At 51.0% G+C, this 12,495-nt stretch carries 12 protein-coding genes; 10 read left to right on the top strand and 2 right to left on the bottom strand.

The window, feature by feature from the left end:
• Window positions 1–98 precede the first annotated feature (98 nt).
• Both MUG84_RS09015 and MUG84_RS09020 read left to right on the top strand, forming a co-directional pair.
• A complete protein-coding gene (locus MUG84_RS09015) occupies window positions 99–1,898 on the top strand; it encodes a cache domain-containing sensor histidine kinase (RefSeq protein WP_244724923.1) in 1,800 nt (599 codons plus the stop codon).
• Entirely contained in the window at window positions 1,895–3,511 is a 1,617-nt protein-coding gene (locus MUG84_RS09020) for a response regulator transcription factor (RefSeq protein WP_280521251.1), read from the top strand. Before MUG84_RS09015 ends, MUG84_RS09020 begins: the two co-directional genes overlap by 4 nt.
• 90 nt (window positions 3,512–3,601) lie before the next feature.
• On the opposite strand, the gene MUG84_RS09025 is transcribed toward MUG84_RS09020, so the two are convergent.
• Complete coding sequence (locus MUG84_RS09025) at window positions 3,602–3,982, bottom strand: RidA family protein (protein ID WP_244723996.1); 381 nt, start codon at window positions 3,980–3,982, stop codon at window positions 3,602–3,604.
• Window positions 3,983–4,027: 45 nt separating this feature from the next.
• A complete protein-coding gene (locus MUG84_RS09030; protein WP_342346104.1) occupies window positions 4,028–4,726 on the bottom strand; it encodes an oxidoreductase in 699 nt (232 codons plus the stop codon).
• 210 nt (window positions 4,727–4,936) lie between these two features.
• Here MUG84_RS09030 and MUG84_RS09035 point away from each other — a divergent pair, with 210 nt between their 5' ends.
• The 8 genes from MUG84_RS09035 to MUG84_RS09070 all read left to right on the top strand — a co-directional run bounded on the left by MUG84_RS09035 (window position 4,937) and on the right by MUG84_RS09070 (window position 12,471).
• Window positions 4,937–5,566, top strand: coding sequence for a TetR/AcrR family transcriptional regulator (locus MUG84_RS09035; protein WP_244723999.1), 630 nt, complete (start codon window positions 4,937–4,939; stop codon window positions 5,564–5,566).
• Between the two features lie 59 nt (window positions 5,567–5,625).
• Entirely contained in the window at window positions 5,626–6,975 is a 1,350-nt protein-coding gene (locus MUG84_RS09040) for an MATE family efflux transporter (RefSeq protein WP_244724002.1), read from the top strand.
• A 182-nt stretch (window positions 6,976–7,157) separates the two neighbouring features.
• Window positions 7,158–7,559 carry a GntR family transcriptional regulator gene (locus tag MUG84_RS09045; protein WP_244724004.1) on the top strand — a complete coding sequence of 134 codons (402 nt, stop codon included), beginning with the start codon at window positions 7,158–7,160 and terminating at the stop codon, window positions 7,557–7,559.
• Window positions 7,559–8,272, top strand: coding sequence for an ABC transporter ATP-binding protein (locus tag MUG84_RS09050; protein WP_244724006.1), 714 nt, complete (start codon window positions 7,559–7,561; stop codon window positions 8,270–8,272). The genes MUG84_RS09045 and MUG84_RS09050 overlap by 1 nt, the downstream gene beginning before the upstream one ends.
• Entirely contained in the window at window positions 8,272–9,048 is a 777-nt protein-coding gene (locus MUG84_RS09055; protein WP_244724008.1) for an ABC-2 transporter permease, read from the top strand. Before MUG84_RS09050 ends, MUG84_RS09055 begins: the two co-directional genes overlap by 1 nt.
• Before the next feature lie 12 nt (window positions 9,049–9,060).
• Window positions 9,061–10,035 carry an ABC transporter ATP-binding protein gene (locus MUG84_RS09060; protein ID WP_280521252.1) on the top strand — a complete coding sequence of 325 codons (975 nt, stop codon included), beginning with the start codon at window positions 9,061–9,063 and terminating at the stop codon, window positions 10,033–10,035.
• 41 nt (window positions 10,036–10,076) lie between these two features.
• Window positions 10,077–11,219, top strand: coding sequence for an ABC transporter permease (locus MUG84_RS09065; RefSeq protein WP_244724010.1), 1,143 nt, complete (start codon window positions 10,077–10,079; stop codon window positions 11,217–11,219).
• Between the two features lie 355 nt (window positions 11,220–11,574).
• On the top strand, window positions 11,575–12,471 hold the full coding sequence (locus MUG84_RS09070) for an FMN-binding protein (RefSeq protein ID WP_244724021.1): 897 nt from the start codon (window positions 11,575–11,577) through the stop codon (window positions 12,469–12,471).
• The last annotated feature ends 24 nt before the right edge of the window (window positions 12,472–12,495 follow it).

Here is a 12,495-nt window from a genome sequence, read left to right on the forward strand (position 1 = left end):
GAAAAGCCAATCGAAAAACACGGAGGATCGTGAACCGTTAGGGGGAAAATATTGATATGACGAAATCAGGCAACGATGTCAACGAAGGTGGTAAACCGATGAAATTCCGCAGTATCCGCTCGCGGCTGATCCAGTTCATGCTTCTGGCTACGACCATTCCACTGCTTCTCTCCATCAGCATTACATACATTCATACCAAGGAAACGATTAAGGAGCAGGCTCTGGAGGAGAACAAGCATCTGATTTTCCAGGGTAAAACCAATCTGAACAACTACCTGGACAACATCAACAAGGCCTCGCTTGTGGTGTACACCGACACCAATTTTCTGCGGAACCTCCGCAAAATTCCCGATGACTACCGGGCCGTAGCCGAAGTCTATACACTGCTGCAAAATATCCAAAATACGATCAGCGGCATCGATCGGATCTATCTTCATAATACGCAGTCCAATCAATCCACGCTGGTCACGCCGGACGCTGTCCCCAAAAGGGAATACCGGACTGAACCCTATGTCAGCACACAACCTTACCAAAAATATACGACGGCTGTTGAGCCCACGCATAAAAGCCATGATTATGGTTTCCCCCCGTCCCCTACCTCTTATTCCGAAAACATGGTGTTTACATTCCACCGGACGATCACCAATATCCCTTCGGAAAAGGTACTTGGCGTACTCGCGATCGACGTCAGACTTGACGGGGTTGCAGCCATTTGCGAGCAGCTGTTTAATAAAAATAATGAACAGCTGGTTGTCGTTGACCAAGGCGGCAACATTATTTACTCGGGCAAGGATGAACAGATCGGCCAGAAACTGCAGGACAAGGTCGTGCTTGAGCATATCCGCCAGAACCAGACCAGCGGTTCCTTTGAATACGGCAGTGCCATGCATGTCTTTGAGAAGATGCAAACGCCATATGCCGATTGGACAATCATCAAGAGAATCCCTAACGCTACTCTGTACGAACGCGCGACGCAGCTGACGAAGATCAACACCGTCATCCTCGTCATCGCCCTGCTTGTCATCATTTTCGGGACGCTGTTTATTTCCGTACGCATTACCGAGCCGATCAAACGCTTAACCAGCTATATGAACCGGATTCAGTCCGGTCAGCTGAATGTCGATATCGACTGGAACAGCCGCGATGAAACAGGTATCATGTTCGCTAGGTTCCGGCAGATGATGGATACGATCAACAATCTCATTTTGCGGGAATACCGTTTGGAGCTGGCCAACAAGACCAATCAGCTGAAGGCGCTGCAGGCGCAGATCAACCCTCATTTTCTGTACAATACACTGCAGTCCATCGGGACGCTGGCTTTGCAAAATAATGTGCCCCGAATCTACGCCCTGCTCTCTTCGCTCGCTAAAATCATGCGCTACAGCATGAACAATAACGATGCGCTGGTCACGCTCCAGGAAGAAGCCGAACATGTGAGGTTGTATCTTGATCTGCAAAAGGAACGCTTTGGCGATCAGCTGGCGTTTACCATTAACCTGGAGCCAGATACGCTAAGCGTGCCGATGCCCAAAATGATTCTGCAGCCGCTCGTCGAAAATTACTTCAAGCATGGCCAAAGCGGTCAGGGAAGACTGGATATCAGCAGCCTGATGAAGCCTCAGGGCATTTTGGTAATCGTCATTGAAAACAATGGGGAGTCCATTCCCCCGGATAAGCTGAAAGAGTTGAACAGGCAGCTCTCGCGTCAGCAAAATAGCGATGCACAGGCCGAATGGACGGATGAGGACGGCATTGGACTTCATAACGTACTGATGCGGCTTCAGCTCTACACGGAGCATGAATCTGCACTGCATATAGACAATATCAAGCCGCAAGGCGTTCGAATTACCGTGGAAATTCACACCGAAGCGAAGCGCACAGAGGAGAATAACGAATGATAAAGGTATTGATTGCGGATGATGAAAAGCATGTAAGAGAGGCCATTAAGCTGCTCGCGGATTGGGAAGGCCATGGCGTTACCGAGATCCTGGAAGCGAATGACGGGCAAGCCGCCGTGGATTTAATTATTGAGGAGTCCCCCCAAATCGTGATGACCGACATGCGTATGCCGAGAATGGATGGAACCAAGCTGCTGGAGTGGATCCAAAGCAACCGCCCTGCCGTGAAAACGATTGTGATCAGCGGGTATGATGACTTTGAACTGGTGCGTCATACCATCCGAAGCGGCGGCATGGATTATATCCTGAAGCCCGTCGATCCGGATGCGCTGGGCGAGGCGCTGGGTAAGGCTGTGGAGTCCATTCACAAGGAGACGCTTCAGGACTCTCTCAGCACACGAAAAAATATGGAGCTCAACCGGATGAAGCCGCATTATGCCGACAAGCTGCTCACCGATCTGATCAGCAGCCACGGCAGTAAAGACGAGCTTGCGCGGCAGCTGAGGGATGAATTCGGGCTACCCGAGGACATCACCGCCTGTAGTGCCGCGGTCATCAGCACCACGCAGCTCGATCAGGAGCTGCTCAATAAGTTCCGGTCCATGCGGCAGCTGCTGTATTTCACACTCATCAATGTTTGCAATGAAGTGCTGCTCTCCGGTCAAAAAGGAATTGCCTTTCATCACCTGGCGAACCCTGAGGAAATCGTGCTGCTGATCTGGGATGAGACGATGCCTCTGGAAGCAACGCTGAAGGAAATCCGCAGCGGCATCGATTTGACCTTGCACCGCCAGATCCATATCGGTGCCGGGCCGCGTGAGCCTTTTCCTATGGACACAGCGGGGTCTTATCTGAATGCGCATCAAGCGTTATGGCAGCGGAACGCAGGCGAGCTCTCCGGCTGGCTTCATACCAGCACCCCACAGCCGCAGAAGCCGCTGCGTCTGGCTTCCCATGAGGAAAGCTTCCGCATGGCAGCGCTCAGCGGCAGCATGGAGCAAATCAGCGCTGCGGTGGACGGCTGGATGGACTCGGTCCGCAAGCTTGGCAAGGTTACGCCCGCGGAGCTTACGCAGTGGAACACGGAATGGGACTGGATGCTGAAGCAGTGGATGGATCAGGGCGCAGGTTCGGCAAGTCCAGGTTCCGACAAGGATGCGCTGCTTGAGCTTCCCCGGTCGCTTCCGATGGACCCACAGGGGAAACTTTCCTACCCGCTGTGGAAGTCCCAGTATGAAGGCAGACTGACGGCTGCCAGCCGAATTTTGACCCAGCAGCACTCCCGTGAAAGTCATATTATTCATGACATTGCCCACTACCTGGAGAATCATTATGCCGAGGATATTTCACTACAGGATATGGCTGCGCGCTTTTTCCTGAGCCGCGAATATATCTCCCGCCGCTTCAAGCAGGAGTTCTGCGTGAACATATCCGATTTCCTGGCAGGCGTCCGCATTGATAAGGCCAAGCTGCTGCTCCTGAACCCTCAGCTGCGAATTTCCCAGGTGGCCGAAATGGTCGGATATCAGGACGAGAAATATTTCAGTAAAGTATTCAAAAAGCAGGAAGGCCGCACCCCCAATGAATACCGGAAGGAGCAGGCTTCCCGCTAAGGCTTAGATTCCTCAACACCAACAGCAAAAAGCGTCCACAAGATCACTCGATCCTGGGACGCTTATTTGTGTTCTATGAAATCACGGACCTTATTTCAGGGACGCAATCGTTTCGATTTCTACCAAACCGTCTTTTGGCAGACGCGCTACCTCTACGGCGCTGCGTGCCGGATAAGGCTCGGAGAAGAACGAAGCGTAAACTTCATTTACAGCTGCGAAGTCGTTCATATCCTTCAGGAATACTGTCGTTTTCACGACTTGATCCAGACTGCTGCCTGCGGCTTCGAGAATGGCTTTAACGTTGCTGAGCGAAAGCCGCGCCTGCTCCTGTACGTCGCTACCGAACTCTCCAGTTTCCGGGTTCAAGCCAAGCTGTCCAGATGTAAAAACAAAATCACCAATTTGCACAGCCTGGCTGTATGGCCCAATCGCTCCCGGCGCAGATGTTGTAGAAATCACTTTTTTACTCATCTCATTCACCCTTTCAGTACGGAATTTTCGTTACATAATCCCGAGTTAATGTATGTATGTTGAATCCGCCGTTCCCATGCCGAGCACATGGATGACATCATTCGGGTACACATGCGTTCCCGCAGTACCTGTAAGCGCGATGCTCACCATAGCCCGTGCAAGTGTATCGGCGGGCATTGCCCGATATTTGGACGCGCGTCCGCGCATGAGCGGATCAAGCCCCTTCATAATCCAAGCCCCCGCCGCCTCGCCGAAACGGAATTCATTCCGGTCTCCGAGGAGCAGGGAGGGACGAAACAGGTGAACGCCCTGTAATCCTACGGAGCTTAATACCTGTTCGGCTTCGCCTTTGACGCGGTTGTAAAAGATACGGGATGCCTTGTCCGCCCCCATAGCCGAGACGGAAAGAAACTGCTTCACTCCCTGCTGCCTTGATACTTTTGCGGCACGTAGGGGAAACTCGAGATCGACCTTGCGGAACTTTGCCTGCGATCCGGCCTTTCGAATGGTCGTCCCCAGGCAGCAAAACACGTCCCGCACACCAGCAAAATAGTCCGCCTTTTCCTCCAGCTGCTCCAAATCAATGATAGTCTGAGCCAGCTTCGGATGCTGGGAGGCCAGCGGGCGTCTAGTCAGCACCCTGACCTCATCGTAGGCTTCGCTGCGAAGAAGCTCCTGAACAACCTCCCCGCCGACAAGGCCAGTGGCGCCAAGCACCAATGCTCGCAGTCCGATTCTCCCCACCCCGCTTTCAAGATCCTCTTTGTCCCATTTTAACGTTTAAAGCCGCCTGCTTTCAACCGTTCTGAAGCTAAAATATTTCGGACGGATGCGAAATAAGACGGATTGAATTTTAAAGCTTATGGCATTATACTAGGGAAGCAACATTTTAGAATGAACGTTCAGTATAATTTAAAATTTAGTTATTGAAAACAATGAATTGAGGTGATCTTTTTGAACAAAAAACAGCTTTCTAGTCAACAGACGAAGCTTAAAATAGCCAATGCCGCAAGGACCCTTTTCGGTCAAAAAGGATATGCCTCCACTTCAATTGAGGATATCGTATCGGCAACCCAGATCAGCAAGGGTAATATCTATTACCATTTTAAAAATAAAGAAGGCCTGTTCCTCTACCTGGTGGAGGAATGGACACGGGATTGGACAGAGCAGTTCCAAGCCAAAAAAGCCCGCTATCACACGGTGAAAGAGCAGATGATTGCGCTCGTCGAGCATTTCGTCATGGACGGCTTCCACCATCCGCTGACCAGGGCTACCAATGAATTTTACGCCACCCAGCTCATTACTTCGCCAAATCAGGACAGAATTGAAGAGATGATGCAAATGTACCTCCGCTACTATGAGGAGCTGCTGGAGGAGGGCATGAAGAATGGCGAGTTCAAGCATGATGATGCACGCCTCTTGAGCATTATCCTCGAGGGCATGCTGACTGGTATGGAGTTCTCATCCAATAGGATGGCTTTCCAGGAGGCGCTTGAGCTTTACCGGAAAGCGATGTATGTATTTTTGTACGGCATCACCGGCTTGACCGGGCCGCCGGCTGCTGCAGAGGCAGAATCAGACTAATTTATTTCATAAATCTTTAATACGTTTAACAAGTCCTTTTCGGGACTATGGAGGTTAACATGAGTCAAGAAAAAGTATTGCTTCCGTCTATGGAGACCGACTCTGTAGGCAAAGTATTCGTACGTTATTTAATTCCGTCACTTATCGGGATGCTGATGATGTCGGTCAACGTGGTCGCTGACGGCATTTTCGTCGGTCACCGCCTTGGCGCTCTGGCGCTTGCGGGCATCAATATCGCTTCCCCGGTATTTTCCGTATTTTTCGCCATGTCGTTATGGCTCGGCATTGGCGGCGCAACCCTGTATTCACAGTCTATGGGTAACAAGAACAGCAAGCAGGCGCAGCAAATTTTCACTCACTCGCTGATTCTGATTTTCGTTTTGACAATTCTAGTCGCCGTGACGGCCTACCAGTTCCGCGTTCCCCTCGCCTATGCGCTTGGTGCGAATCAGGATACGTTGCCTTATGCTCTGGAGTACATGACCGTACTCCTGACTTACGGGTTTGTCATTACCGTACAGAATGCATTCAGCCTGTTCGTCCGCAATGACGGCAATCCGAATCTGGCCATGATATCCATGGTCGTTGCCGCGGTGCTGAATATCATTCTGAACTATTACTTCTTATTTGTGCTTGATATGGGCGTGGAGGGTTCTGCCCTGGCTACCGTTATTGCAACGTTTGTAGGCGCGTTGATACTGTTCGCGCATTTCCTGCGCAAGGACTGTTCTCTATCCTTCGTGAAGCCTTATTTCTCCTGGAAGCTGACTGTCCGAACGCTGACCATTGGCTTTCCAAGCTTTATTTCCGAGGTTGGCCTGTCCGTGTTCACGATCGGCTACAATGTGGCTATGGTCCGCTGGGCAGGTACCGCAGGCGTTGCCGCCTTCTCAGTGCTGAACTACGCGCACAACGTCATGCTCATGGTCTTTCTCGGGATGGGTTCAGCCATTCAGCCGCTGATTAGCTATTACCGCGGAGCCAAGCTCCGCATGCGTGAAGTGAAAACGATCCGGATCGCCGTGGCGACGGCGTTTATCTCGGGCATTGTCGTCTATCTCTTCGGATTGTTCGCCGCGGGAGGCATTGTATCGCTGTTCGGCGATTTCCCAGAGGAAGTCCGGTCTCTTGCCATCAATGGCATCCGGCTGTTCTTCACCGCCTATATGTTCATGGGCGTCAACTTTGTTATGATGACTTACTTCCAGGCATCGGAGCAGGTTAAGGTTGCAGTGTGGATCACGCTTTCGCGGGAAATCATTCTGATGGTTCTCTTCCTGCTCACACTGCCCTATATTTTCGGTACCAATGGAGTTTGGCTGTCGATCCCTCTCTCCGAGTGTGTGGTCACGGCCTCCATCTTCGTGTATGTCAAAAGAAAAAATCGTTCCGTGCCTATCACTGAGTAAAATTCAGCGGCACTGGATCAAAGCATGTCCCGCCTGCCTTCTCTCCACTTTAGGAGTGAACAGGCGGGTATTTTTTTGCAAATTTCCAGAAATTATTGCGATTGCCTATTGTATTAAGTGTATTAAGTGATATAATACACTTAAATCACTAATCGTACTTTCGTACGGTAGGAGGAGCGTCTATGGAAGAACAACAGGTTGGCTCGCTGCATTTTCAAATTGACTTCAGTCAACCTTTATATGAACAGATTCTAGATCAAGCCAGAAGCGCAATAGCAAAAGGAGAGATCGCTTTGGGAGATAAAATGCCATCGGTTAGAGAGCTAGCGCAGGAACTGCGAATCAATCCGAATACCGTCATGCGCGCCTATCAGGAGCTGGAACGGGACGGATTAACAGAGAAACGCAGGGGCCAGGGAACGTACGTTACTACCTCCCCCGAGCATGTGGCTTCCTTCCGTACGGCTTTAGCCGCCAAATACATCGACAGCTTCATGGAGCAAATGGAAAGCCTCGGACTTTCATGGGATGACATCGAGAAATACATCCACCAGAAACAAGCGGCGCAAGGAGGAAACGGCTAATGACATCAAACATTGTAGAGTGCCATCAGGTTACCAAAAGCTACGGCAAGAAAAAGGCGCTGAACGAGCTTACTCTATCCATCCCTTCGGGACGGATCACCGGAATACTGGGACCAAACGGCTGCGGTAAATCCACGTTTTTCCGTACGCTCACCGGTATGGTCAGACCGGATTCAGGCCGTATCGAAGTAGCGGGCAAAGCTCCGAGCTGGCAAACGAACCAGGACATCGCCTACCTGCCGGACCGCGCTAGATGGTATCCGAACCATACCGCCAGAATGGCCCTGGAATGGGGAAACTCCTTCCTTCCCGGCTTCTCCCTGGAAAGAGCCTTGCAGTTGGCGGACTACATGGACATCGACCTCGATATGAGGGTCGGCGGCATGAGCCGCGGGCAGGAAGCCCGGATTATGCTTATCCTCTGTCTCGCCCGCGACGTACAGATGATTGTGCTGGATGAGCCTTTTACAGGCATCGACGTCATTTCACGAGAAGCGATCGTAGCCAGTCTCATTGATTATCTGGAAGAAAGCGAACAGTCCGTTTTGATCAGCACCCATGACATTCAAGAGGTTGAAGGCTTGTTCGATTACTCCGTGATGATGAAGGACGGGCAGGCGATCTGGTCGGGAAGTACGGACGATCTACGAGTGGAATACGGCTCGCTGCGGGATGTTTTCCGCAAAATGTACATGAAGGAGTGGAACAAGTAATGGATTCAGCTATTTTCCGGAATCTCGTCCGGCATGAATTCAAATTCAAGGGGAGCTATAAAAAAAGCAGCCGCTCGCAAGCTGCCGGAAAGTGGTGGCTGGCCTATTCCCTGCTGATCCTGCTTATGCTCACCGGTACAGCAACCTATTATGCGATGCATAACGAACTGCAGATCAACTCCATCTGGTTTGTCACCATGGGTTTTCCGTATATGGTCTTTTTCCTGAGCTACGGCTGCATGAAACGGGAATGGGAGAATGAAACGTACGGCTGGTGGCTGACCATGCCATATCCGCGCCTCGAACTGGTGTCGGCTAAATGGCTTGGCTCCTATCTGAAGGTATGGGTGGGGATCATCGCTGTCTTTTTCGCTACCTCCGCCTATGTTCTGATTCTTTCGATGGTACTTCCCTTTTATACGCTCGAATCCGTCGGCTCCTTTATGATTACCGGCATCAATTGGCTTACGCTGGTCGCAGGCCTCAGCCCGATCATTATCGCTCTTGGCCTGCTGGCATCCGCGGTCCAAAGCAGCGTGTACCGTCCCATCTCACCGATCATGTGGATCGTTTTTATGGGAGGTATAGCCATGATTTTCCAGATTCCAGACTCGGCTATTTCCGTAAACATGATGCAGCAGGGAACAGGTCATTTGAAAGCCGAATGGTTCCCCTACTCTTGGGAGCTGCCTCTCTTCATGCTGCTGAGCTGGATTCTCACCTACGCTTTACTTCGTTTGACGGCATATCTTCTCGAAAAGAAATTGGATTTATAGGAGGACAAAACGATGGCTCAAGTACTTATTCATCCGCAGGAAACCTATACACCTGAAGCGGCTAACAACGGGTATATGCTCGAAGTGAGCGGACTCAAGAAAACCTACGCCAAAAAACAAGCGCTGGAAAATGTCACCTTCGCGCTGAAACCTGGCACCTCGTTTGGCTTTCTTGGACCCAATGGCGCAGGCAAATCGACGACTATGAAAATACTGACGGGGATCGTGAAGGCGGACAGCGGGTCCGCCAAACTCTTCGGCAAGGACATGATGCAAGAGCCGGATGCGGTATCCAAATATATCGGTTACGTCCCTCAGGAAATTACGCTGTACGAAAAACTGAGCGCCTACGACAATCTCGAATTTTTCGGAGAAGCATACGGCGTCAGAGGCAAGGAACTAAAGAAGCGCATTCAGGAGGTGCTGGTTAGAACCGGTCTCCTGGAACGCTCCAAAGATATCGTCAGCACCTTTTCCGGCGGGATGAAACGAAGAATCAACATCGCTGCCGCCCTGCTCCACCGGCCCAAGCTGCTTATCCTGGATGAACCAACCGTGGGCATTGATCCGCAATCACGCAATCACATTTTCGAGATGATCCGGGATCTGAACCGCGAAGGCGTGACCATCATATACTCTACGCACTATATGGAAGAAGTCGAAGCTCTATGCGATGAGGTCGCTATTATGGATCAGGGCTCGATCAAAGCGATGGGACCATTAGGTCAGTTGCTCGAGCAGTACGGACAAAAATCCATTTACCTGGAGGTTCCTGGATTAACCGAGCCACCTCAGGATTCGGATGTGAACGCCTATCACAAGGAAGGCTCCGGCTGGCTGCTCGAGACAGAACGGTCTTCCGCCGTCATGCAGCGTCTTCTTCGTCTGGCTTCGCAGCATGCCTGGGATGTCAAGCAGTTAGAGGTTGTACGGCCTTCCCTCGAAAGTGTATTTCTGAAGGTAACTGGAACGGCGCTCCGCGACTGATATCTGCACTATATTTTCTGTATTAAAGGAGATATTAGACTATGAAAGCTATGATTATCAAAGAGCTGCGGCTCATCGGCAAGGATCGGCGCAGCTTCTTCTTTCTTCTCTTGATGCCTATTCTCTTCATTGTGATGTTCGGGTCTGTCTTTAATCAGTCAGGCAGCGGCGCTTCGATTACACTGCGGACGGTAGACCAGGATCAATCCACCGCTTCCCGGGCACTGATCGGACAGATGCAGGGAATTATGGACATCAAGCAGCTGCCTGCAGACAGCGTGAACGAGCAGCTCGATAAAATTAAGCAGGGTCAGTTCACTGCGATGCTGGTCATTCCGAAAGGCTTTGAACAATCCATGAAACAAGGCAAGCCTGCAAATATCAAGCTCTATCAGGATCCGGCCTCTCAAATGGAAACCGCTCCGATTCAAGCCATACTGGAAAGCATCTCCACCCAGTACCGCGACCAGAAGCAGACAGGACTGCTGATGGCCAGCGGAGAAACCAAGACCCAGGCGGAAGCGGCTCTTGCTTCTCCGATTCACATCGAGAATGTATCGGCATCCTCCGACCATTTTAATATGATCGATCAGGTGGTGCCGGGCATGACCGTCATGTTCGTATTCTTCATCATGATTACAATGGCCCGCCGCTTTTTCGAGGAAAAGAAAACCGGCCTGCTGTCACGCATTCGCACCACCCGCATCAAGCCGCTTCATTATCTGATCGGCATGTGGTTCCCGTTCGTGCTGACCGTCATTGCCCAGTGCATCATCTTGTTCGCCTTCGGACATTTCGTCTATGGACTGAGACTCGGTGATGTCGCGGCATTATCCACCGTCATCCTTAGCCTCAGTATTGCCGGTACCGGCATCGGCCTTGGCCTCTCCTTCATCGTTCCGGGCGAAGGTGCGGCAATGGTCATCACCCAGCTCATCTCCATGGGCGGAGCCATGCTCGGAGGATTGTGGATGCCATCCTATCTTCTGCCTCAATCGGTTCAGACGATCGGCCATTTCACGCCGCAGTTCTGGGCGCAGCATTCCCTGCAGGATATCATCGCCCACGGTGCGCATTTTAGTGATATCTGGGGTTCCGTGCTGATCCTGCTCACCTTCGGTCTCGCCGGACTTGCAGTTGCCCTGCTCCGTCTTCCCGGATTTCTGCGCTCGGCAGCCAACTAGATTGTTTAGCAGACTAAAGTCCCATCAATGTTCTAGCCTGAAGCAAAGACGCTCTAAGCGGCCTTTTGCTTCAGGTTTTTTTGTCACACGCTGCGATGAATCGAATACTATAGTCCCATAATAGGATCATTCCAAAGAAAGAATAATCATTATGTAGTACGTGACTATTTTCACATAATTATTATTAACTTCTGTGATACAATGCCATCGACAAGAGAATTTGGAATATAAACCTAATTAATTACCACGATTTTATCCCTCCTCCGTTGTATCCAAAATGCATCTAAGGGAGGATTAATGACGGCTTTAACATTTTTCCATAGATATTATTATCGATAATTGGAGGTCATTAGACATGAACAAGAGATGGTCCATTTTATTAACAGGCGCCCTGATGGCAGGTTTGCTCGCAGGCTGCGGCAGTGACAAGGAAGCCTCAACAACGACAACCGATCCGGCCCCTGCTGCCACAGACACGAAAGACACAGCGCAAACCCCAGCAGAAAGCGGCAGCTACAAGGACGGCAAATACTTCGCCGAAGGATCAATGGATGAGAAAAGCGGCTGGCAGCCTTATGTCACCCTCACGGTTGAAGGCGGTAAAATCACGCAGGCCGACTGGAACTATGTCAGCGCCAAAGGCGGACCTGACAAAAAGACTCTGGATAAAGCGGGCAAATACGGCATGAAAGCCGGCGGAGGCTCTTCTGAATGGTATGAGCAGGCCGAGAAGGCAGAGCAATACTTGATCGAAAAACAGGACCCTGCAGCCATCGCTGTCAAGGATGATGGTAAAACCGATGCCATTTCAGGTGTGTCGATTCATGTGAAAGATTTCACCTCGCTAGCCGAGCAAGCACTGGCTGCAGGACCTGCCACTTCAGGCGCTTACAAGGATGGATCTTATCACGCCGAAGGCGATGCCTTCGACAAGGAAACCGGCTGGAAGTCGACGGTCGATATTACGGTAGCCAACGGCAACATCATCTACGCCTACTTTAGTGGCGTGAATGACAAGGGCGAAGATAAACAAACCGTCTCGAAGGAAGGAAAATACGGCATGAAGGCCGGCGGAGCTCAGGCTGAATGGCATGAGGAGGCCATCAAGGCGCAGGATTACCTGATCGAGAAGCAGGACCCTGCAGCTATTACTCTTAAGGATGACGGAACCACCGATGCCATTTCCGGTGTCACCATTCACATCAAGGACTACGTGACCCTGGCCCAAAAAGCTCTCGACGAAGCAAAGTAAACCACACGATAGACAGCCAGATGA

The sequence above is a fragment of the Paenibacillus mangrovi genome (genome assembly GCF_022898935.1).
GTDB classification, from domain to species: Bacteria; Bacillota; Bacilli; order Paenibacillales; family Paenibacillaceae; genus Paenibacillus_AQ; species Paenibacillus_AQ mangrovi.

What these genes read in the sequence shown, in the direction of transcription:
- MUG84_RS09015 (WP_244724923.1), top strand. Translation starts at nt 99, where the DNA reads ATGAAATTCCGCAGTATCCGCTCGCGGCTGATCCAGTTCATGCTTCTG.
- MUG84_RS09020 (WP_280521251.1), top strand. Translation starts at nt 1,895, where the DNA reads ATGATAAAGGTATTGATTGCGGATGATGAAAAGCATGTAAGAGAGGCC.
- MUG84_RS09025 (WP_244723996.1), bottom strand. Translation starts at nt 3,982, where the DNA reads ATGAGTAAAAAAGTGATTTCTACAACATCTGCGCCGGGAGCGATTGGG.
- MUG84_RS09040 (WP_244724002.1), top strand. Translation starts at nt 5,626, where the DNA reads ATGAGTCAAGAAAAAGTATTGCTTCCGTCTATGGAGACCGACTCTGTA.
- MUG84_RS09045 (WP_244724004.1), top strand. Translation starts at nt 7,158, where the DNA reads ATGGAAGAACAACAGGTTGGCTCGCTGCATTTTCAAATTGACTTCAGT.
- MUG84_RS09050 (WP_244724006.1), top strand. Translation starts at nt 7,559, where the DNA reads ATGACATCAAACATTGTAGAGTGCCATCAGGTTACCAAAAGCTACGGC.
- MUG84_RS09055 (WP_244724008.1), top strand. Translation starts at nt 8,272, where the DNA reads ATGGATTCAGCTATTTTCCGGAATCTCGTCCGGCATGAATTCAAATTC.
- MUG84_RS09060 (WP_280521252.1), top strand. Translation starts at nt 9,061, where the DNA reads ATGGCTCAAGTACTTATTCATCCGCAGGAAACCTATACACCTGAAGCG.
- MUG84_RS09065 (WP_244724010.1), top strand. Translation starts at nt 10,077, where the DNA reads ATGAAAGCTATGATTATCAAAGAGCTGCGGCTCATCGGCAAGGATCGG.
- MUG84_RS09070 (WP_244724021.1), top strand. Translation starts at nt 11,575, where the DNA reads ATGAACAAGAGATGGTCCATTTTATTAACAGGCGCCCTGATGGCAGGT.